This is a genomic window from Pseudomonas wuhanensis (assembly GCF_030687395.1).
Classification (GTDB): domain Bacteria; phylum Pseudomonadota; class Gammaproteobacteria; order Pseudomonadales; family Pseudomonadaceae; genus Aquipseudomonas; species Aquipseudomonas wuhanensis.
In genome coordinates, this window is record NZ_CP117430.1 from 1,565,154 (window position 1) to 1,586,397 (window position 21,244).

The 21,244-nt window shown below is 58.6% G+C and carries 23 protein-coding genes; 18 read left to right on the forward strand and 5 right to left on the reverse strand.

Annotation, left to right across the window (positions count from 1 at the left end; genetic code table 11):
• Positions 1–128 precede the first annotated feature (128 nt).
• The 3 genes from argJ to PSH88_RS07165 all read left to right on the forward strand — a co-directional run bounded on the left by argJ (position 129) and on the right by PSH88_RS07165 (position 3,065).
• Entirely contained in the window at positions 129–1,346 is a 1,218-nt protein-coding gene (argJ, locus tag PSH88_RS07155) for a bifunctional glutamate N-acetyltransferase/amino-acid acetyltransferase ArgJ (RefSeq protein ID WP_305425545.1), read from the forward strand.
• Between the two features lie 145 nt (positions 1,347–1,491).
• Positions 1,492–2,124 (forward strand): glutathione S-transferase family protein, encoded by a 633-nt coding sequence (locus tag PSH88_RS07160; protein WP_305425546.1) that lies wholly within the window; start codon positions 1,492–1,494, stop codon positions 2,122–2,124.
• Entirely contained in the window at positions 2,121–3,065 is a 945-nt protein-coding gene (locus PSH88_RS07165; protein WP_305425547.1) for a Nudix family hydrolase, read from the forward strand. The genes PSH88_RS07160 and PSH88_RS07165 overlap by 4 nt, the downstream gene beginning before the upstream one ends.
• Before the next feature lie 134 nt (positions 3,066–3,199).
• Here PSH88_RS07165 and PSH88_RS07170 read toward each other — a convergent pair whose 3' ends face one another.
• From PSH88_RS07170 to PSH88_RS07180, 3 genes are read right to left on the reverse strand one after another with little or no spacing between them, the layout of a single operon-like run.
• A complete protein-coding gene (locus tag PSH88_RS07170; RefSeq protein WP_305425548.1) occupies positions 3,200–3,781 on the reverse strand; it encodes a cob(I)yrinic acid a,c-diamide adenosyltransferase in 582 nt (193 codons plus the stop codon).
• Between the two features lie 2 nt (positions 3,782–3,783).
• Entirely contained in the window at positions 3,784–5,820 is a 2,037-nt protein-coding gene (locus PSH88_RS07175; protein ID WP_305425549.1) for a sensor histidine kinase, read from the reverse strand.
• 45 nt (positions 5,821–5,865) lie between these two features.
• Complete coding sequence (locus PSH88_RS07180) at positions 5,866–6,783, reverse strand: putative 2-dehydropantoate 2-reductase (protein ID WP_305425550.1); 918 nt, start codon at positions 6,781–6,783, stop codon at positions 5,866–5,868.
• 140 nt (positions 6,784–6,923) lie between these two features.
• Between PSH88_RS07180 and PSH88_RS07185 the strand changes: the two genes are divergently transcribed.
• Entirely contained in the window at positions 6,924–7,409 is a 486-nt protein-coding gene (locus PSH88_RS07185) for a YajQ family cyclic di-GMP-binding protein (RefSeq protein ID WP_149657896.1), read from the forward strand.
• Between the two features lie 124 nt (positions 7,410–7,533).
• A complete protein-coding gene (locus PSH88_RS07190; protein ID WP_305425551.1) occupies positions 7,534–8,376 on the forward strand; it encodes a mechanosensitive ion channel family protein in 843 nt (280 codons plus the stop codon).
• Between the two features lie 65 nt (positions 8,377–8,441).
• Here PSH88_RS07190 and PSH88_RS07195 read toward each other — a convergent pair whose 3' ends face one another.
• Entirely contained in the window at positions 8,442–9,788 is a 1,347-nt protein-coding gene (locus PSH88_RS07195; protein ID WP_305425552.1) for an OprD family porin, read from the reverse strand.
• An 898-nt stretch (positions 9,789–10,686) separates the two neighbouring features.
• On the opposite strand from PSH88_RS07195, the gene PSH88_RS07200 reads away from it, so the two are divergent.
• Both PSH88_RS07200 and PSH88_RS07205 read left to right on the forward strand, forming a co-directional pair.
• Positions 10,687–11,112 (forward strand): HIT family protein, encoded by a 426-nt coding sequence (locus PSH88_RS07200; RefSeq protein WP_305425554.1) that lies wholly within the window; start codon positions 10,687–10,689, stop codon positions 11,110–11,112.
• Between the two features lie 3 nt (positions 11,113–11,115).
• On the forward strand, positions 11,116–11,322 hold the full coding sequence (locus tag PSH88_RS07205; RefSeq protein ID WP_305425555.1) for a SlyX family protein: 207 nt from the start codon (positions 11,116–11,118) through the stop codon (positions 11,320–11,322).
• 63 nt (positions 11,323–11,385) lie between these two features.
• Here PSH88_RS07205 and PSH88_RS07210 read toward each other — a convergent pair whose 3' ends face one another.
• On the reverse strand, positions 11,386–11,988 hold the full coding sequence (locus tag PSH88_RS07210; protein ID WP_038981954.1) for a cold-shock protein: 603 nt from the start codon (positions 11,986–11,988) through the stop codon (positions 11,386–11,388).
• A gap of 464 nt (positions 11,989–12,452) precedes the next feature.
• Between PSH88_RS07210 and PSH88_RS07215 the strand changes: the two genes are divergently transcribed.
• The 11 genes from PSH88_RS07215 (at position 12,453) to tolA (ending at position 21,229) form a co-directional block, all read left to right on the forward strand.
• Positions 12,453–12,791 (forward strand): ribbon-helix-helix domain-containing protein, encoded by a 339-nt coding sequence (locus tag PSH88_RS07215; RefSeq protein ID WP_305426954.1) that lies wholly within the window; start codon positions 12,453–12,455, stop codon positions 12,789–12,791.
• Positions 12,792–12,928: 137 nt separating this feature from the next.
• Positions 12,929–13,150 carry an FmdB family zinc ribbon protein gene (locus PSH88_RS07220; protein WP_010457489.1) on the forward strand — a complete coding sequence of 74 codons (222 nt, stop codon included), beginning with the start codon at positions 12,929–12,931 and terminating at the stop codon, positions 13,148–13,150.
• Between the two features lie 123 nt (positions 13,151–13,273).
• A complete protein-coding gene (aspS, locus tag PSH88_RS07225) occupies positions 13,274–15,049 on the forward strand; it encodes an aspartate--tRNA ligase (RefSeq protein ID WP_305425556.1) in 1,776 nt (591 codons plus the stop codon).
• 123 nt (positions 15,050–15,172) lie between these two features.
• Positions 15,173–15,919 (forward strand): YebC/PmpR family DNA-binding transcriptional regulator, encoded by a 747-nt coding sequence (locus tag PSH88_RS07230; RefSeq protein WP_305425557.1) that lies wholly within the window; start codon positions 15,173–15,175, stop codon positions 15,917–15,919.
• A gap of 158 nt (positions 15,920–16,077) precedes the next feature.
• Positions 16,078–16,602, forward strand: coding sequence for a crossover junction endodeoxyribonuclease RuvC (gene ruvC / locus PSH88_RS07235; RefSeq protein WP_007897036.1), 525 nt, complete (start codon positions 16,078–16,080; stop codon positions 16,600–16,602).
• Positions 16,603–16,717: 115 nt separating this feature from the next.
• The gene (gene ruvA / locus PSH88_RS07240) at positions 16,718–17,332 is read left to right on the forward strand and encodes a Holliday junction branch migration protein RuvA (RefSeq protein ID WP_038981959.1); all 615 of its coding nucleotides are present in this window, start codon (positions 16,718–16,720) and stop codon (positions 17,330–17,332) included.
• Complete coding sequence (gene ruvB, locus PSH88_RS07245; RefSeq protein WP_008006678.1) at positions 17,333–18,394, forward strand: Holliday junction branch migration DNA helicase RuvB; 1,062 nt, start codon at positions 17,333–17,335, stop codon at positions 18,392–18,394.
• Between the two features lie 127 nt (positions 18,395–18,521).
• Positions 18,522–18,989 (forward strand): tol-pal system-associated acyl-CoA thioesterase, encoded by a 468-nt coding sequence (gene ybgC, locus PSH88_RS07250; protein WP_007933231.1) that lies wholly within the window; start codon positions 18,522–18,524, stop codon positions 18,987–18,989.
• Complete coding sequence (tolQ, locus tag PSH88_RS07255) at positions 18,979–19,674, forward strand: protein TolQ (RefSeq protein ID WP_007897030.1); 696 nt, start codon at positions 18,979–18,981, stop codon at positions 19,672–19,674. The genes ybgC and tolQ overlap by 11 nt, the downstream gene beginning before the upstream one ends.
• Before the next feature lie 23 nt (positions 19,675–19,697).
• Positions 19,698–20,150: a protein TolR gene (gene tolR, locus PSH88_RS07260; RefSeq protein WP_162556275.1), complete on the forward strand. Its 453-nt coding sequence runs from the start codon at positions 19,698–19,700 to the stop codon at positions 20,148–20,150.
• Positions 20,150–21,229 (forward strand): cell envelope integrity protein TolA, encoded by a 1,080-nt coding sequence (tolA, locus tag PSH88_RS07265; RefSeq protein WP_305425560.1) that lies wholly within the window; start codon positions 20,150–20,152, stop codon positions 21,227–21,229. The genes tolR and tolA overlap by 1 nt, the downstream gene beginning before the upstream one ends.
• Positions 21,230–21,244 lie beyond the last annotated feature (15 nt).

The window sequence follows — 21,244 nt, forward strand, 5'->3', positions numbered from 1 at the left end:
TCATACGCTGAAATACCCGCGCCGCGACCGGCTTATGCCGTCGCGGCGTTTTGCCATTTAAACCACCGCGCCACGTTAAAAGAACGGGGTAATGACGGTGCAGACAATACTTTTTAAGGAGCGCATTCATGGCTGTTGGTCTTGGTCCTTTGCCCACGTTGCACCCGGTTGCCGGTTTTGAACTCGGTATCGCCTCGGCCGGCATCAAGCGCCCGGGGCGCAAGGATGTCGTGGTCATGCGCTGTGCCGAAGGTTCCACCGTGGCGGGCGTGTTCACCCTGAACGCCTTTTGCGCCGCTCCCGTGATCCTGGCCAAACAACGCGTGCAAGGCCCGGTGCGTTACCTGCTGACCAACACCGGCAATGCCAACGCCGGCACCGGCGAGCCAGGCCTGGCAGCTGCTGAGCGCACTTGCGCCAAACTGGCTGAGCTGACCGGTGTCGATGCAAGCCTGGTGCTGCCGTACTCCACCGGTGTGATCGGCGAGCCGCTGCCGGTCGAAAAAATCGAAGGCGCGCTGCAAGCCGCCCTTGACGATCTGTCGGTGAATAACTGGGAAGCCGCCGCTACCGGCATCATGACCACCGACACCCTGCCGAAGGGTGCCAGCCGCCAGTTCCAGCATGACGGCGTGACCATCACTGTCACCGGCATCAGCAAAGGCGCGGGCATGATTCGCCCGAACATGGCGACCATGCTCGGCTATATCGCCACCGACGCCAAAGTCTCGCGCGATGTGCTGCAAAACCTGCTGCTGGACGGCGCCAACAAGTCGTTCAACCGCATCACCATCGACGGCGACACCTCGACCAACGACTGCTGCATGCTGATCGCCACCGGTCAGGCAGCACTGCCGGAAATCACCTCCGCCAGTGGTGAATTGTTCGCCAAGCTGAAGCAGGCCGTGTTCGAAGTGTGCATGGACGTGGCCCAGGCCATCGTGCGCGATGGCGAAGGCGCGACCAAGTTCGTCACCGTGGAAGTCAACGGCGGCGGCAATCACCAGGAGTGCCTGGACGTCGGTTACACCGTGGCCCACTCGCCGCTGATCAAGACCGCGCTGTTCGCCTCCGACCCGAACTGGGGCCGCATTCTGGCCGCTGTGGGCCGTGCCGGCGTACCGAACCTGGACGTGAGCAAGATCGACGTGTTCCTCGGCGACGTGTGCATCGCCAGCCGTGGCGCGCGCTCTGCCACCTACACCGAAGCCCAGGGCGCGGCGGTGATGCAGCAGGAAGAAATCACCATCCGCATCGAGCTGGGTCGCGGCGATTGCAGCGAAACCATCTGGACGACTGACCTGTCCCACGAATACGTGAAGATCAACGCCGAATACCGCACTTAATACAGTTAGACCGAGTCGCCCCCATCGCGGGCAAGCCCGCTCCCACAGGACCTGCGCTAACCCTGTGGGAGCGGGCTTGCCCGCGATGACGGACGACCAGACGCTAGATATTCTGGCTTGTTCCCCTGACAAGAAGGCACCAAACATGAGCCTCCACCTGATCATCGGCGACAAACTGTATTCCTCCTGGTCCCTGCGCGCCGCGCTGGCCCTGGACCTGACCGGCGCGTCCTACACCGAAGAACTGATCAAACTGAACCAGCCCGACACTCGCGAGCGCCTGCTCAAGCATTCGCCGACCGGGAAAGTCCCGCTGCTGAAAACCGAACACGGCACCATCGCCGATTCGCTGGCGATTGCCGAATACCTGGCCGAACAATTCCCCGATGCCGGCCTCTGGCCCAAAGACACTGCCGCCCGTGCCCAGGCGCGTTCGGCGTGCGCGCAGATGCACAGCGGCTTTTTCGCCATGCGCGGCAACATGCCGTTCGACCTGAGCCACAATGCGCCGCTGTCGCCGACCCCGCCTGAGGTTCAGGCTGAAATCGAGCGCATGTTGGCGTTGTGGGCTGAATGTCGCGCCACCGCGACTGAAACCGGCCCGTTCCTGTTTGGGGGCGCGACCCTGGCCGATGCGTTTTTTGCACCGATCGCCGTACGCCTGCGCACCTATCAGGTAAAACTGCCCGAGGTCGACGCGGCCTATGTTGAAACCGTCTACCAATGGCCAGCCTTCAAGGCCTGGCAGAAGGCGGGTCTGGAGGAAATAGAGCGGTGAAACGAGTCCATGTAGCAGCCGCGGTTATCCGCGATAGCAGCGGCAAGATCCTCATTGCCCGCCGTGCCGACACTCAGCATCAGGGCGGTTTGTGGGAGTTCCCCGGTGGCAAGGTCGAGGATGACGAATCCGTCGAAACGGCCCTGGCTCGCGAGCTTCACGAAGAGCTGGGTATCGTGGTCAATACCGCGCGACCGATGATCAAAGTCCGCCACGATTACCCAGACAAGCAGGTGTTGCTGGATGTCTGGGAAGTCTCGGCGTTTACCGGCGAACCCCATGGCGCCGAAGGTCAGCCTTTGGCCTGGGTGACCGCGCGGGAGTTGGTGGACTACGAGTTTCCGGCTGCCAACCAACCGATTGTCGCCGCCGCCCGTTTGCCCGGCGACTACCTGATCACCCCGGAGGGCCTGGAAACCCCGGCCTTGCTGCGCGGTATTCAGAAAGCCATCGCCGGCGGCATCAAGCTGATTCAATTGCGCGCGCCCAACGGCTACGACCCGCAATACCGCGATCTGGCGGTGGACGCAGCGGGGCTGTGTGCCGGCAAGGCGCAGTTGATGATCAAGGGGCCGTTTGAATGGCTCGGGGATTTCCCGTCCGCCGGTTGGCACATCACGTCGGCGCAGTTGCGCAAGTACGCGGCGGCCGGGCGTCCGCTACCGGCTTCACGCTGGTTGGCGGCGTCTTGTCACAACGCTGAAGAACTGGCGTTGGCCGAGCAGATGGGCGTGGACTTCGTGACCCTTTCGCCGGTGCAGCCGACGCAGACGCACCCGGATGCGCTGCCATTGGGTTGGGAGCAGGCTTCGACCTTGATTGAGGGCTTCAGTAAGCCGGTGTTTTTGCTGGGTGGGGTTGGCCCGGCGGAGCGGCAGAAAGCCTGGGAGGCGGGGGCGCAGGGTGTGGCGGGGATTCGGGCGTTTTGGCCTGAAGCCTGATTCTACGGTGTTGCTGCTGGCGCCATCGCGGGCAAGCCCGCTCCCACAGTAGTTCGTAGCGGACACAGATTTGTGTACGACGTTGATCCCTGTGGGAGCGGGCTTGCCCGCGATGGCGTCTTCGGACGCGCCGACTAAACCTCGGGCTTGGCCGCAGGCTGCCACAAAATCTCGGCAATCCCCTGACGCTTGGCAATCAACCGTGCCGCCACAAACAACAAATCCGACAACCGATTGATATACGCCAGGCCAACCCCGGCCAGCGGCTCGATCGCATTCAACTGCTGACAGCGCCGCTCGGCACTGCGCGCCAGGCAGCGGCATACGTGAGCCTGGGCAATCAGCGCCGAACCACCGGGCAGAATGAAATTCTCCAGCGGCCCCAACTCTTCATTCCACGCATCGATCGCCGCTTCCAGGCGCTCGATTTCTGCCGTATTCAGTGCCTGATACACCGGCATCGCCAGTTCGCCACCCAAGTCGAACAACCGATGCTGGCAGGGCGCCAACACCTCGATCACTTCGTTAAGCCCGGGAAACTCGGCACTTTGCGCCGCCAACCCGGCCAACAGCACGCCCACCTGGCTGTTCAGCGTATCGACTTCGCCAATGGCCTCGATGCGCGGATGGTCCTTGGGCACCCGGCGGCCATCGCCGAGCCCGGTCTCGCCTTTGTCGCCAGTGCGGGTGTAAATCTTCGACAAGCGAAAGCCCATGGTTACCTCGACAGCTGATTGAGTTCTTGAGAAACCACCGGAGTGCCCGACAACGGCAGGCGCAAGGTGAAACAGGTGCCTTGGCCCGGCGTCGATTGCACTTCCATCTGGCCTTTGTGGTTGTTGGTGATGATGAAGTACGAGACTGACAGTCCAAGGCCGGTGCCCTGACCGATTTCCTTGGTGGTGAAGAATGGCTCGAATGTGCGTTTGCGCACGTTCTCGCTCATGCCGATGCCGTTGTCCTCGACCTGAATTTCCGCCCAAGGCGGATTCAGTTTTGTACGCAGAATAATCCGCCCCGGTTCGCGATCGTCTGTGCGCTGGTGAATGGCTTGCGCGGCGTTTTTCAGCAAGTTGAGCAGCACCTGTTCCAGTTCATTGGCGGTGCCGGGCACCGGGCCCAGCGCCGGATCGAACTGCCGAATGATCGCCTGACCCTTGAAGTCGAAGCCGATGGCCAGGTCAAAGTCGTTGCCAGCGATTTCCACCGCTTGATCGATCAACGCCGGCAAATCGCAGGGAGCCATCTGCCGGGTACTGCGGCGACTGAAGCTGAGCATGTGCGTCACGATTTTTGCCGCCCGGGCGCCGGCCTGTTGAATGCCATCAAGTAACTGCGGCACTTCGCGAGCTTTCAGGTACTGGTTGACCGTGTCCAGCTCGATGCCCAGTTGCTCGGCCTGTTCGAGGTTTTTCGGCAGATCGGGTGACAAGCGCCGACGAATGTTCTGCACGTTGTGCAAGATTGCGCCCAGTGGATTATTGATTTCGTGGGCCATGCCAGCGGCGAGGCCACCGACCGAGAGCATTTTTTCCGACTGCACCATCATTTCTTCCAGGGACAGACGCTGAGTGATGTCGTCGATCCGGATCACCACGCCGCGCCCGGCACCGCCCATCAACGGATAAAACGTCAGGGCGTAATGCTTGGGTTCATCGTCCTTGAGCCAGGTCACGCGTTCGATCTTCGCCACCGTGTGCTGCTCGACGGTTTGCCTGAGCTGCGGCAGGAACGGTTTGAGCGGTTCGAAGGCGAGGAAGATCGGCTGGTTCAAGGCTTCGTCCAGAGGCGTACCGGACAGGGCGCTGGCTTCCTGATTCCACTGGGTCACGTAGAGCTGCTCGTCGAGGGCGATCAGTGCCGACGGCATGGAGTCGATGATGCTGTTGAGGTAGTTCTGGAATCCGGTGAGCTTCTTTTCGATCTTGCTGCGCACCTGAACTTCCAGCTCCAGCTTGCGGTTGGTGTGACGGGTTTCTTCGGCCAGCCCCTGGGCCTGATCGTAAGCGGCCTGGGAGTCGTCGCGGGCGCGCTTGAGTTGCTGCTCCCGAGCCTCGATGCGCGAGAGCATGGTGTTGAACGCTTCGGCGAGGCTGCCGATTTCGTCGTGGTTGCCGCGAGAGGCGCGCAGGGCGTAGTTCTCTTCCCGGGTCACTTGCCGGGACAACTCTTCGAGCTGATGGATGGGGCGGGTAATCAGGCGTTTAATCTGCCGGGCGATCACCAGCCATAACAGTACGCTGAAGATCAGAATCCCCAAACTGGCGGTCAGGGTCCCGGTGTAGAACGCCATCGGCAGTTCGCTGCTGGCCACCAGCAGCAAATGCCCAGGCGCAGTGCCGGGGCGGGGCAGGGTGATGACTTGGTTGCTGCGGAACTCCATGGCTTGCCAGGCTTCGAGGTGCCGGAAATGCTCCGGCAGATGGAGCTTGTCTCCCTGCTGCAGCTGCGCCAGAAGCACACCGTTGCCGTCATAGAGCGCTGCTGCACGCAACGGTGTATAGCTGTTGAGTTCGTTGAGCAGGCGCTCGGCGGTTTGCGGCGACTTCAAGGCGTCGGAGACCAGGCTGGGGTTGGACACCAGCCGGCCGATGGTCTGCAAGGCCTGGGGGGCCATGCTTTCCTGCGAGATGTAATAGGCGGCGCTGATAAAGGTCAGGTTGGCGACCAGCAAAACGGTGGTCAACAGCACCAGCAGGGCGGCCAGCAATTTCTGGCCGACTGGAAGGTTTTCAAGGCGCTGGCGCAATGGCATCAGGTTCATCGCTGAAAAGGAACAAGTGGCCAGCGTAGCCGCTGCTCAGTCGCTGGGCAATCCAAGGCTGTGCAGATGGGCGATCAAGCGCTGCTGCAATTGATTGAGGTGGGGCAGGTTCAACTGATGCCGCGACGCGACTTTGCAGGCATGGCCCAGCAGGTAGCTGATTTCGGTGCGGCGCTGATTCGCGACGTCCTGGTACATCGAGGAGAAATTGGCCGCGGTGGCCTGGATCACTCGTTCGACTTCCACCCGCAGGTTTTCCGCCGCTGCCGGCTGGCCGCAGCGCTCGAGCAGCTCGGTGAGCTCGGCGCACAGGGTGGCGACTTCGCAATGATGCTGCTGCAAACCGCCGTTGCGGCATTCGTGCAGCACGGTCAACGGGTTGATCGCACAATTGAGCGCCAGTTTTCGCCACAGCCTTGTGAGGATGTCGGTGCTCCATTCATGGGGAATGCCGGCGGCGCTCAAGTCCTCCAGCCAGATCGGCGCCACCGGGTGGCCGGCATCCCCCAGCCAGGTGTAGCCATGACCGGCGAACACCACACGCCAATCGCCATCGCGAAATGCCCCTTCGGTGCTGGAGGCGAAGATGCAGCGCGCCTGAGGCACCTGCGCGGCAACCGCGTCCTGACTGCCGAGGCCGTTCTGCAGCAGGATCAGTTCGGCGTCGGGTGTTAGCCGATGAGCGAGCCGGGCCACGGCTTCTTCGGCGTCGTAGGCTTTGCAGGCCACCAGCAGGCGGCGGATCGGCTCGTCGCTGTCGGCTGTTTCGCCGGGCACTGGATACAGCTGCGCTTCGCCATGTTCGACCAGCGTCAGCCCGCCAGCCGTCTGATAGGCCTGTAAGCGTGTCGCGTCCCGCACGATCAGCCTGACCGGTACGTCAGCCCGCGCCAGACGTGTGGCCCAAAGGGTGCCGAGGCTGCCGGCGCCGAGAATATGCCAAGGGGTAGACATCAGTGTTTTGCTCGGTTTGACGCTGGCATGTGTGGCTCGCAGTATCGGTTGGAAAAGACCCGTTATAATGAGCCCGATTTTAACCGCAAGCCAAGCGCGCTCCATCGTTATCGAGCGTGCCTTTTTATTGGAGAGATTACATGCCGTCGTTCGACGTGGTATCCGAACTGGACAAACACGAAGTCACCAACGCGGTCGAGAACGCCGTCAAGGAACTCGATCGTCGTTATGACCTGAAAGGCAAGGGCAGTTTCGAGTTCAAGGAAAAAGACCTGACCGTCAACCTGACCGCGGAAGCTGATTTCCAGCTCGAAGCGATGATCGAGATCCTCAAGCTGTCCCTGGTCAAGCGCAAGATCGATGTGCAGTGCCTTGAAGTCAAGGATGCCTACGCGTCGGGCAAGCTGATGAAACAGGAAGCGGTACTCAAGGAAGGCATCGACAAGGAGCTGGCGAAGAAAATCGTCGCTCACGTCAAAGACGCCAAGCTCAAGGTCCAGGCCTCCATTCAGGGCGAGCAAGTGCGTATCACCGGCAAGAAACGTGACGATTTGCAGGAAGCCATTGCAGCCCTGCGTGCCAAGACGTTCGACATGCCGCTGCAGTTCAACAACTTCCGCGACTGACTTTTCAAGCGGGACCTGTGGGAGCGAGCTTGCTCGCGCCCACAGGGATTGTGTTTATTCCGGTGGGTCTTTTTCTGCCGCTCATTTTTTGCGTGCCGGGTAGCCGGAAATCAGGAGAAAAAAGATGGATTTGAATGCTGAAGTGGACAACCTGGTCAAGGCATCCCAAGCCTGGATTCCAATGATCATGGAATACGGCAGCCGCGTGCTACTGGCGGTGATTACCCTGGCCATCGGCTGGTGGCTGATCAACAAGGTCACGCAAAAACTGGGTGGCCTGCTGGCGTTGCGCAATGCCGACCTGGCGCTGCAAGGTTTCATCAGCAGCCTGGCGAACATCATCCTCAAGGTTTTGCTGATCGTCAGCGTGGCGTCGATGATCGGCGTGGAAACCACCTCGTTCGTCGCGGCCATCGGTGCAGCCGGCCTGGCGATCGGTCTGGCCTTGCAGGGTAGCCTGGCGAACTTCGCGGGCGGCGTGCTGATTCTGTTGTTCCGCCCGTTCCGCATCGGTGACTGGATCGAAGCCCAAGGTGTTGCCGGTACGGTCGACAACATCCAGATCTTCCACACCGTATTGCGCACCGGTGATAACAAAACCATCATCGTGCCTAACGGCGTTCTGTCGAACGGCATCATCACCAACACCAACCGTCAACCGACCCGTAAGGTCGTGTTTGATGTAGGCGTGGCTTACGAGGCGGACTTACAGAAGGCCCGTCATGTTTTGCTGGACCTGGCCAAAGATGAGCGCGTTTTGGCTGACCCGGCACCTCAGGCAGTGATTTCTACTCTGGGCGACAGTTCGATTACTGTTTCCCTTCGAGTGTGGGTGAAGACGGCGGATTATTGGGATGTGATGTTCATGTTCAACGAACAGTCCCGTGATCGTTTGAAAACGGCCGGTATCGATATTCCGTTTCCACAGCGGGTGATTCGAGTGGTTCAGGAGTCTGCAGTGCAGTAAGCAACAAAAGAGGCCCATCCGAAGATGGGCCTCTTTGTTTGTTACCGCAAACTAACTTGATGCGATTACAAAATCGACAGCGGGTAGTCGACGATCACACGGAACTCTTTCACGTCGCCTTCACCTTCGTCGGCGTTAGCAAAGTGCCAAGCTTGACGGAAGCGGACGGACAGATCTTTTGCCGGGCCAGACTGAACAACGTACTTGGCTTCGAAGTTGGTTTCGTTGTGCTTGCCATCTTCACCGTACAGGCCGGCGTAAGCGCTGCCTGCTGGAGTTTTGGTACCGTCGATGTCCCAACCTTTCACGTAACGGGTCATGAAGCTCAGACCAGGAACGCCGTACTCAGCCATTTTCAGATCGTAACGGATCTGGGCAGACTTCTCGCCAGGGGCGTTGAAGTCAGAGTACTGGATGGAGTTGGCGAGGAAGATCGAGTCGCCGCCGCGGTTGTTTTTGCCAATACCGACGTAGTCGAACGGGGTATCGCCATTAACCTTTTGGAAGGCCAGGGTGATGGTGTGTGCTTTCAGGAACGACAGAGCAGTGGCCAGCGAGAATGCTGTGTTGCTAATGTCACCGGCTTTCGCGTCACCGGTGTCGGTGGTGCGGTAGATGTTGAAGTCGGTGTTCAGCGACGTGTCACCACCAAATGGAGTGGTGAGGTTCACGTTGGCGTAGTACTGGTTCCAGATGTCTTCCAGCTTGGCGCCATACAGCGATGCGGAAAGGTTATCGGTAATGCCGTACTTGCCACCGAAATAGTCGATGCTGTTGGCTTCAACGCCAGCGTAGTTTGCAAACAGGCCGCCGTCACGGGCGTTTTTGTCCTGGCTGGAACCCGAGTAGAAGTGACCGGCTTCGAGGTCAAGGTCTTTGACTTCGCTGCTCTGCAGTTGGAAACCGCTGGCAACTTGAGGAAGGATACGGGAACCGCCAACAGCAAACACTGGAGCAGTGCTTGGCGACATGTCGCCGAATTTCAGCTCGGTTTTGGAGACGCGGAATTTAATGGCCCCCCCGGCTTTACCCTGACTGTCGTTGACGTCGCGGCCACCGTTAGCGTTGACGGTGTCGCTACGGCTCATGTTGCCCGAACCGGAAGTGCCATCGCCGCCATCCAGTTTGATGGCCAGGTAACCGAATGCATCAACGCCAACGCCAACAGTACCCTGGGTGTAACCGGAGCTGAAGGTGCCCCAAAGACCTTGGGTCCAGTCTTTAACGTCGCGGGCGCCATCTTTGTTGTCACGGTTGAAGTAATAGTTGCGAATCAGCAAGTCGAACTTGGCGTCTTCAACAAAACCTTTGGCTTCAGCCTGGTCACTTACGAACGGTGCGGCCGTAGCCATTTGAGTACTGGCTGCTGCTGCAACTGCCAGTGCGATCATGCTCCACTTCATCACGCGCATCGTGATTTGCTCCTTTGGTTTTTAGAAGAGTACTGCCGTCCCGCCTGTTTTATTATCCGGGCGGCTCTTTCTTTTTGTGTCGGCGCAAACTTATATCACGCCGACCATGTTGGCGATACTTGCGCATCTAACCTTTCAGCTTCTTTACGACCCTGTCGCAAATGGCTGGGTAGATGTCGCAAATTCACAATCCCGACGCAATCGGACTGACAACTTCAGCGTTGTTTTCCATGACTTGAGCATCGGTAAAAAAGAGTCCCTGGTCCTGCACTTGAATCTCCATCGGGCAATCCTGCCACTGTTTTTATTGGCCTTAAGGCTTCCACTTCCAGCAGACGCCTTATAGACGATATAGGTGTGAATGCAACAAGCGTGCACAAATCGGAATTCTGTTGCTGTTTTTTTTCAAAGGCCTGCCTGCTGCTGTAAAAACCCCATAAAACCGGGGGGTTCAAGCTCGTTTTACTTGAGCTTGACGCCATGCTTCGCATCGTGTTTACCACATCGAACCAGTGGGGGCGACAACCAAAAACGTTACCGGTTCACCCCGCCAGTGAGTAGTTAGCGGATGCTGACGCACTGAGCGTAGACGCGTTGTGCGGTTTTGGTGCAAAAAATTTCAATTGCTGTACCGAATTCATACAGTGTCGTTTTGTGATCGAATCGAACAGCCCGTTGTTTATCGGTCATTTCGCCATTTTTTGTGCGGTGGCTGGTTCTGTCATGGTGCATGCCTGATCAAAATGGCTTATGTCGGGGCGCCCGGAGGACGCTGCAGGCGGCAGTTCGTCGTGAAGCGCTTGGCGTTCGCAGGTATGCTGCCGTCCTGTCGCTTGGTGCGCCGTCTTTCGGTAGGGGCGCTAAGCTGAAAAAAGATGACCAGAGGGGAGTGTGCGCTGTGTTCGCTTTAGATCCACGACTTCAACAAGACACGTTGCCGATCGGCGATTTCCCGCTCTGTCGGCTGTTGTTGTCCAATGATTCGAACTACCCGTGGTTCATCCTCGTGCCACGCCGCGAGGATATCAGTGAAATATTTCAGTTGGATGGCGCAGATCAACAGCAGCTGTGGCGGGAAACGACTGAGCTGGCGGAAATCCTCAAGGACTCGTTTGACGCGGACAAGTTGAACGTCGCGGCTCTGGGTAACGTCGTCAGTCAGTTGCACATGCATGTGATTGTGCGCAAGCGTGAGGACGCCGCCTGGCCAGCTCCGGTCTGGGGCAAACAGCCGGCCAAACCCTACAGTCCAGAGCAGATCGCGACGATTCGCGAGCGGCTGCGTCTGGTGTTGACCGATGACTTCACATTTCTGGAGGGTTGAGTCATGAGCCTGGAAGAACGCGTTACCGATCTGGAAAGCCAGTTGGCGTTTCAGGATGACACCATCCAGACATTGAACGATGTGCTGGCGGCGCAGCAACATGCGGTTGAGCGCCTGCAACTGCAAATGACGGCGCTGATCAAGCGGCAGGAAGAAATGGTCGGCCAGTTCGAGTCCTTCGAAGAAGAGGCGCCACCGCCACATTACTGAAAAGCAAATCATAAAAAAACCGCGAACAGCCTGGGCTGTTCGCGGTTTTTTTTAGCCTTGGAGTCAGCGACGCGGCAGGGCGGCGATCACATCTTCGGCTTGCAGGCCTTTGTCACGGTTCATGACAGAGAACTCCACGCGCTGGCCTTCCACCAGAACGCGGTGGCCTTCACCGCGAATGGCCCGGAAGTGCACGAAAATATCATCACCGGAATCACGGGAAATAAAGCCGAAGCCCTTGGAGGTGTTGAACCATTTAACGGTGCCAGTATCGCGGTTGCTCATGTCATAGCTTGGCGAGGCGGCGGCCGGTGAAGATTTGTAGAAACTGACGGCCAGGTGCAGAAAAATGGCGATCAGGGCAACGACCAGACTGAACAGAACGGCAGGTTGACCGGCGATGACAGGCATCGGGGCGATCAGCGTCAGGGTTTGCAGCACGACAGCCAGAACCAGCAAGGCGCTGACCAGGTTTTGCAGTTGGTGACGCGGACCTTTGTTCCAGTAAGGAATAACAGGTGCAAGGGTGAGGTTGAGCAGGCCGAAAAAGGCCAGGTACAGCGCATCGGGTTGTTGCAGGTAAGGTACCGCTTCGGATCGCAGGCTAGGGATGAAGGACAGCAGCAGGGCTGCTGCGCCCATTAGCAGGTGGACGATTTTCAACATTTCGATTAACTCACGTTAAGACGGATCACAAGGAAGAGCTGATGGAGCACGGTTCGCTTCAGAACAATAAGAGGCGTTGGACACGTACCGGGTATCAGCCTATGCGCAACCCCCGGAAAATAGGCGGTAGCGACACACTGCCTATTTAACAGCAAAGCCCGCGGCTACTCAAATCAGGCGGTCCAGCGGTGCTTCCTTTTGGCCGCTGTGCAGATGACGCTTGCTGAGTGTTGTTCGCGCGCAGTGTTCCTCGGATCTTTTGCCTTTTCATCGAGTGATGTTGCGTCAGCATTTGTGGGAAAACGTCCGGCCTAGGACGTGCTCCATGATCCCCTCTCCGTTGTTGGCTTATCCTACGTTGATGGGCAAAAAGTCATCTGGATATGCCTGTGCGCCTGCGCTTTTATAAGGAAACGGAATATGACTCTTATAAGCAGCAAGGATGGCAAAGGAGTGTCAACGGTATGGTTCATGAAGACAGGCGAGACGAGGGGAGGGTCGGTCCACTCAAGGACGTAAGGATTGATTTATTAGTCAGCGAATTCGATATGGGCCTGGCCCAGCCATTATCCCGGTCAGTGCGTTTGAATGGCTTTGCCACCTGTTTGCGGCTTGAGCAGGTCTATTGGGATATTTTGGGTGATATGGCCAAGGTCAATCGCTGCTCGGTCAGTACGCTGTTGTCCCACGTGGATCGCGAAGTGCATTTGCGTCATGGCGGTGTGAAGAACTTCACCGGGCTGGTGCGGGTTGTCTGCGTCGTGCACAGCTTGAAGGAGGGAAATTGCCTCGCCATGGCTTAGCGGTTGGCGATGGATCGGGTCGAGTGTCGGTCTGTGCAGTCTTACGGCTGCACAGGCTGCATTTAATGGATATAATCCCGCCCTTTGCCGCAAAGCCCAGCATGCGCGGTAGCAATCTGATCGCCGAGACAACCCCCATGCCGATGTACGACTATCAATGTGCTTCCTGTGGTCATCAGTTGGAAGCCATTCAAAAGATCAGCGCAGCACCGTTGGTCGACTGCCCTGCCTGCCAGGCGCCAGAGCTTAAAAAGATGCTGTCCATGCCGGGCTTCCGCCTCAGCGGCACCGGCTGGTACGAAACCGACTTCAAGACCGGTTCCAAGAAAAATCTGGCCGGTGGCGACAAAGCTGACTAGGGTCTAGCGCCCGGGCTGAATGACACGCGCGAGCTCTTGCATCATCCGGCACCTTTATTTAAGTGCGGGGGGGCGGCAAGACCTCCAACCGAATTTCGAATTACGAGAAGTGAAACCACTACCATGATGCGCAGCCATTATTGCGGCCAACTGAACGAAAGCCTGGAAGGCCAGGAAATTACCCTTTGCGGATGGGTCCACCGTCGTCGTGACCACGGTGGGGTGATTTTCCTCGATATCCGTGATCGTGACGGTCTGGCCCAGGTGGTGTTCGACCCGGACCGCGCTGAATCCTTCGCCGCCGCCGATCGCGTACGCAGCGAATACGTGGTCAAGATCACCGGCAAGGTTCGCCTGCGTCCGGCCGGTGCCACTAACGCCAACATGGCGTCGGGCATGATCGAAGTGCTGGGCTACGAGCTGGAAGTATTGAACGAAGCGGAAACCCCGCCGTTCCCGCTCAACGAGTTCTCCGACGTCGGCGAAGAAACCCGCCTGCGTTATCGCTTCCTCGACCTGCGTCGCCCGGAAATGCTCGAGAAGCTGCGTCTGCGTTCGCGCATGACCACCAGCATCCGTCGCTTCCTGGACGAGAACGGCTTCCTCGATGTCGAGACGCCGATTCTGACTCGCGCCACGCCAGAAGGCGCTCGCGACTACCTGGTGCCGAGCCGTACTCACGCAGGTAGCTTCTTCGCCTTGCCGCAATCGCCACAGCTGTTCAAGCAGCTGCTGATGGTCGCCGGCTTCGACCGTTACTACCAGATCGCCAAGTGCTTCCGCGACGAAGATCTGCGCGCCGACCGTCAGCCGGAGTTCACCCAGATCGACATCGAGACCAGCTTCCTCGATGAAAAAGAGATCATGGGCATCACCGAACAAATGATCCGCAACCTGTTCAAGGAAGTGCTGGGTCTGGAATTCGGCGACTTCCCGCACATGACTTTTGAAGAGGCCATGCGTCGTTACGGTTCCGACAAGCCGGACCTGCGTAACCCGCTGGAACTGGTTGACGTTGCCGATCAACTGAAAGAAGTCGACTTCAAGGTGTTCAGTGGTCCTGCCAACGACCCGAAATGCCGCGTTGCCGCTCTGCGCGTTCCAGGCGCAGCAAGCATGCCGCGCAGCAAGATCGACGACTACACCAAGTTCGTCGGCATCTACGGTGCCAAGGGCCTGGCGTACATCAAGGTCAACGAGCGCGCCAAAGGCGTCGAAGGTCTGCAGTCGCCAATCGTCAAGAACATCCCGGAGGCCAACCTCAACGTGATCCTGGATCGCGTCGGTGCGGTCGATGGCGACATCGTGTTCTTCGGTGCCGACAAAGCCAAGATCGTCAGCGAAGCCCTGGGCGCGCTGCGGATCAAGGTTGGTCACGACCTGAGCCTGCTGACCTGCGAATGGGCCCCGATGTGGGTCGTCGACTTCCCGATGTTCGAAGAGAACGACGACGGCAGCTTCACCGCCTTGCACCACCCGTTCACCGCGCCGAAGTGCACCCCGGAAGAACTGGAAGCCAGTCCGGCAACCGCGCTGTCCCGTGCCTACGACATGGTCCTGAACGGCACCGAGCTGGGTGGCGGTTCGATCCGTATCCACCGCAAGGAAATGCAACAGTCGGTGTTCCGTCTGCTGGGTATCAGCGAAGCGGAACAGGAAGAGAAATTCGGCTTCCTGCTCGACGCCCTGAAATACGGCGCGCCGCCGCACGGTGGTCTGGCCTTCGGTCTGGACCGTCTGGTGATGCTGATGACCGGCGCCCAGTCGATCCGTGAAGTGATCGCCTTCCCGAAAACCCAGAGCGCTGCCTGCGTCATGACTCAGGCACCGGGTCTGGTGGATGCCAAGGCATTGCGCGAACTGCACATTCGACTGCGCGAAACGCCTAAAGCTGAGTAAGGCTGACCAGAAGGGCGCCTCTTCGGATGCGCCCTTTCTTTATACAATGGTCGAGATTTTTATTTGCTGGCTGGCGCATCATGGCGTGGCGGGCAATGTTTCAAAGAGAATTCGGAGCGAGTTATGGCGGGTCATTCCAAGTGGGCGAACATCAAGCACCGCAAAGAACGTCAGGATGCCAAGAAGGGCAAGATTTTCACCAAGTGGATTCGTGAACTGACGGTTGCTGCTCGTCAGGGCGGCGCTGATCCGGGCTCCAACCCGCGTTTGCGTCTGGCGCTGGATAAAGCGCTGGGTGCGAACATGAGCCGCGACATCATCGACCGCGCGGTTGCTCGTGGTGCCGGTGCTGCCGATACCGACGACATGGTCGAGCTGACCTACGAAGGTTACGGCCCGGGCGGTGTGGCGGTGATGGTTGAATGCATGACCGACAACCGCAACCGCACCGCAGCGGCTGTTCGCCATGCGTTCAGCAAGTGCGGCGGTAACCTTGGCACCGACGGTTCGGTGGCCTACCTGTTCGAGCGCAAGGGGCAGATTTCCTTCGCGCCAGGCGTGGATGAGGATGCGCTGATGGAAGCGGCCATGGAAGCCGACGCCGATGACGTGGTGACTCACGAGGACGGTTCGATCGACGTCTTCACCTCGTTCGCCGGCTTCTATTCCGTGCGCAACGCTTTGGAGGCCGCAGGCTTCAAGGGCGATGACGCGGAAATCGTCATGCTGCCGACCACCAGTGCCGAACTGGACCTGGAAGGCGCCGAGAGAGTTTTGAAGCTGATCGACATGCTTGAAGACCTGGACGACGTGCAAAACGTGTATTCCAACGCCGACATTCCGGAGTCGGTGGCCGCACAGCTCGGATAAGGGCGACTAAGATTCAGTGTGGGAGCTGGCTTGCCTGCGATGGCGGCGTGTCAGGCTACATCATTGTTTGATGTGCCTGCGCCTTCGCAGGCAAGCCAGCTCCCACATTTGTTATTCGCTGTATTGAATATCGTGCTCTTACCTAACCCGCAGGCGTTATGACTTTAATTCTTGGAATCGACCCCGGTTCGCGTATCACCGGTTATGGCGTGGTACGTGATACCGGGCGTGGCTGCGTGTACGTGGCGTCGGGCTGCATTCGCACGGGCTCCGGCGAGCTGCATGAGCGCCTGCAAATCGTCTATCGGGGCGTGCGTGAAGTGATCCAGACCTACGGCCCGGTGACCATGGGCATCGAAAAAGTCTTCATGGCGCGCAATGCCGATTCCGCCCTCAAACTCGGCCAGGCCCGTGGCGCAGCCATTGTGGCCGGTGCCGAGGAAAGCCTGGAAATCGCCGAATACACCGCGACCCAGGTCAAGCAGGCGGTGACCGGCACCGGCGGGGCGAACAAGGAACAGGTGCAAATGATGGTCATGCACATGCTGAAATTGACCAGCAAGCCGCAAATCGATGCTTCGGATGCCCTGGCCATCGCGATTTGCCACGCTCACACCCGGTCCAGCCTGTTGCCTCATGGTCTGGGTACGGCACGCAGTCGTGGCGGGCGCCTGCGTCTCTGATAGCATCAGCAATCATTTTTTATGGAATGAGGGTTTTGCGCCTGTGTTGTCGGCGCAAAACCCTTGTTCTGTCAGTCGCCAGCACTGATCTGGCCAAGGCTCAAGGATCTGAAACGTGATTGGACGCTTGCGCGGCACTTTGGCTGAGAAACAGCCGCCGCACCTGATTCTGGATGTAAACGGTCTGGGGTATGAGCTGGAAGTACCCATGACCACGCTGTATCGCTTGCCGTCGGTCGGTGAACCGCTGACCCTGCACACCCATTTGGTCGTACGCGAAGACGCGCAGTTACTCTATGGCTTCTTTGGCAAGCGCGAGCGAGACTTTTTTCGCGAGCTGATCCGTCTCAATGGTGTGGGGCCGAAACTGGCGCTGGCCTTGATGTCGAGCCTGGAGGTCGACGAACTGGTTCGTTGCGTGCAGTCTCAGGACACTTCGGCGCTGACCAAGGTGCCGGGCGTGGGCAAGAAGACGGCCGAGCGTTTGTTGGTGGAACTCAAGGATCGCTTCAAGGCTTGGGAAACCGTGCCGGCGATGTTCGCGTTGGTGCCAAACCAGCCGGGTGGGCCAGATGCGCCTCCGGTCGCCACCGCCGAAAATGACGCGGTCAGCGCGCTGATTTCCCTGGGTTACAAGCCGCAGGAGGCCAGCAAGGCGATTTCCGCGATCAAGGAGAAAGGTTTGAGCAGTGAAGACATGATTCGTCGTGCCCTTAAGGGAATGATCTAAGTGATTGAAGCTGATCGTCTGATCGCCGCCACGGGTGGTCCCCGTGACCGCGAGGAAGTCCAGGATCGGGCGATTCGCCCCGTCAGCCTGGCCGAATACATTGGCCAGCCGACCGTTCGCGAGCAAATGGAGTTGTTCATCCAGGCCGCGCGCGGGCGCAATGAATCGCTGGACCACACGCTGATTTTCGGCCCGCCGGGCCTGGGTAAAACCACCCTGGCCAATATCATTGCCCAGGAAATGGGCGTGTCGATCAAAAGCACCTCGGGGCCGGTTCTCGAGCGTCCGGGTGATCTGGCGGCGTTGCTGACCAACCTTGAACCGCACGACGTGCTGTTCATCGACGAGATCCATCGGTTGTCGCCGATCGTCGAAGAAGTGCTGTACCCGGCCATGGAGGATTTCCAGCTCGACATCATGATCGGCGAAGGGCCGGCCGCGCGCTCGATCAAACTCGATCTGCCGCCGTTCACCCTGGTCGGCGCAACCACCCGTGCCGGCATGCTGACCAACCCGTTGCGCGACCGTTTCGGGATCGTCCAGCGTCTGGAGTTCTACAACACCGCTGACCTGGCAACGATTGTCAGCCGTTCGGCGAACATTCTCGGTTTGCCGCTGGACCCGGAAGGCGCCTTCGAAATCGCCCGCCGTGCCCGTGGCACGCCGCGGATCGCCAACCGCTTGCTGCGTCGGGTCCGGGATTTCGCCGAGGTTCGCGCCAAGGGTCACATCACCAAGCCGATCGCCGACCTGGCCTTGAACCTGCTGGATGTCGACGAGCGTGGCTTCGACCATCAGGACCGACGCCTGCTGCTGACCATGATCGAGAAGTTCGACGGTGGGCCGGTGGGTGTAGACAGTCTGGCGGCGGCGATCAGCGAAGAGCGTCACACCATTGAAGACGTGCTGGAGCCGTATCTGATCCAGCAGGGCTATATCATGCGCACTCCGCGGGGGCGGGTGGTCACTCGGCATGCGTACCTGCACTTCGGTTTAAACATCCCGTCACGATTAGGCGAGATGCCCGTGGTAGACGAGTTCCTCGATGCCGTGGACGATTAGTAACCTTTGCGCGCTGATTTATTCCGGGTTTGTGCTGTCCCAGGACCGTACTTTCGCCAGAAAGCCGCGAATCAATGAAAAACAGTTGCCTGGCCGGATTGGCAACCTGAGGAGTAAGCACTAGAGTATGCGCGCGCAAAACGGGCTTGAGCCGTTCGCACATCGTTGTCGCGTTTATTACGAGGACACCGATGCGGGCGGCATCGTGTATTACGTCAATTACCTCAAGTTTATGGAACGGGCTCGAACCGAGCGGCTCCGGGAGCTGGGCTTTGCCCAGTCGGCGCTGGCAGGGGAGGACCTGTTGTTCGTCGTGCATTCCAGCGAAGCGCGTTACCACGCGCCGGCGCGACTGGACGACGAACTGCTGGTAAGCGCTGAAGTAATTGAATTGAACCGGGTCAGCCTGCGCTTCAAACAGCAGGTCAGGCGAGCTACGGATAATGTGCTGCTCTGCGAAGGGCAGTTTCTGGTGGCCTGTGTGCGCACCAACAGTTTGAAACCCCGGGCCATTCCCGAAGCTCTACGTGCGGCCTTTGCCGACGTGAGCGGCGCGGGTACACACTCAAAGCAGGAGATAAAGCGTGGAAGCTAACGTCGTCGACCATTCCTCCATGTGGAGCCTGGTCAGCAATGCCAGTATCGTGGTGCAACTGGTAATGCTGATCCTGGTAGCCGCATCGGTGACCTCATGGATCATGATCTTTCAGCGCAGCAACTTGCTGCGCGCCGGTCGACGTGCCCTGGAGAGCTTTGAAGAGCGCTTCTGGTCCGGTATCGACCTGTCCAAGCTCTACCGTCAGGCCGGCAGCAACCCTGATCCGGATTCGGGCGTCGAGCAGATCTTCCGTGCCGGTTTCAAGGAATTCTCCCGTCTGCGTCAGCAGTCAGGCGTTGACCCGGAAGCGGTCATGGAAGGCGTGGCGCGTGCCATGCGCGTGGCCATTTCCCGCGAAGAGGAAAAACTCGAGCAGAGCCTGCCGTTCCTCGCCACCGTCGGTTCCGTCAGCCCATACATCGGTCTGTTCGGTACGGTCTGGGGCATCATGAACTCCTTCCGTGGTCTGGCAACTGCCCAGCAAGCGACCCTGGCCACTGTGGCCCCTGGTATTGCCGAAGCACTGATTGCTACCGCGATCGGTCTGTTCGCCGCCATCCCGGCCGTTATCGCCTACAACCGTTTTGCTGCCCGCAGCGAAACCCTGCTGGGCCGCTACTACACCTTCGCCGACGAATTCCAGGCGATCCTGCACCGCAAAGTGCACACCAGCGAAGAATAAGCAGGTAATTTCCAATGGCTTTAATCGCTCGAGCTCGCAAAAAGCGCAAGCCGGTTGCCGAGATGAACGTGGTGCCTTACATCGACGTGATGCTGGTACTGCTGGTCATCTTCATGGTGACCGCGCCGATGCTCAATCAGGGCGTGAAAGTTGATCTGCCCAAGGTTTCCAGCGAAGCCTTGCCGCAGGACAACAACACTCAGGTCCTGACCATTTCGATCAAGTCTGACAAGACCTACTACTGGAACCTTGGCAGCGAAGTCGACACCGAAAAGCAGCAGGACAAGGCCATGACCTTGCCGCAAATGACCGACGCGGTGACCAAGATCATTCGCGCCGGTACTGAAGGCGGCAAGCGTACCCAGGTATTCATTCGCGGCGACAAGACTGTCGATTACGGCTCCGTCATGGGCGCGATGGGCGGGTTGCAGAAGGCCGGGGTCGGTAATGTTGGCTTGATTACCGAGGCACCCTGATGCAGCAAATGCGAGAGCCGTCCGCCTCGGAAAGCTACTTCTGGCCTAGTGTCTGGGCGATTGTCTTGCACGTGCTGGTTTTTGGCATGCTGTTCGTCAGTTTCGCCTTCACACCGGAGCTGCCGCCGGCCAAGCCGATCGTCCAGGCGACCCTGTACCAGCTGAAATCGAAAAGTCGGGCGACCACCCAGACCAATCAGAAGATTGCGGGTGAAGCGCAGAAATCTGCTGCGCGCCAGACCGAAGTCGAACAGATGGAACAGAAAAAGATCGAACAGGAAGCGATCAAGGCCGCGGAACAAAAGAAGGAAGATGCGGCTCAAAAAGCCGAAGAATCCAAGAAGGCCGACGAGACGAAGAAAGCGGAAGAGGCAAAAAAGGCTGATGAAGCCAAGAAAGCCGATGAAGCGAAGAAGACCGCCGAAGCCAAAAAGGCCGAAGAGAAACAATTGGCTGATATAGCCAAGAAGAAATCTGAAGAAGAAGCCAAGAAAGCTGCTGAAGAAGAGGCCAAGAAAGCGGCCGCTGAAGAAGCGAAGAAAAAGATCGTCGAAGACGCGAAGAAGAAAGCCGCCGAAGACGCCAAGAAGAAATCTGAAGCTGAAGAGGCGAAGAAGAAAGTCGCCGAAGACGCGAAGAAGAAAGCTGCTGCCGATGCCGCGAAGAAAAAATCGCAGGAAGCGGCACGTAAATCCGTCGAAGACAAAAAGGCCCAGGCCCTGGCAGATTTGCTTTCCGACACGCCGCAGCGTCAGCAGGCCTTGGCCGATGAGCAGGGTGACGAAGTCGCCGGCAACTTCGATGACCTGATTCGTTCGCGTGCTTCTGAAGGTTGGGCGCAGCCACCGTCGGCCCGCAAGGGCATGAAAGTGATCCTGCAAATCAACATGCTGCCTGACGGAACGATCTCCGGTGTATCGGTTGCCCGTTCCAGTGGGGATGTGCCGTTCGACAGTTCAGCGGTAGCGGCGGTAAAAAATATTGGTCGATTGACCGAAATGCAGGGTCTGAAGCCAGCTGATTTCGCACCCTATCGTTCATTCAAGATGACATTCACACCTGAGGATCTAGCCTTGTGAGAAACCTTCTTCGAG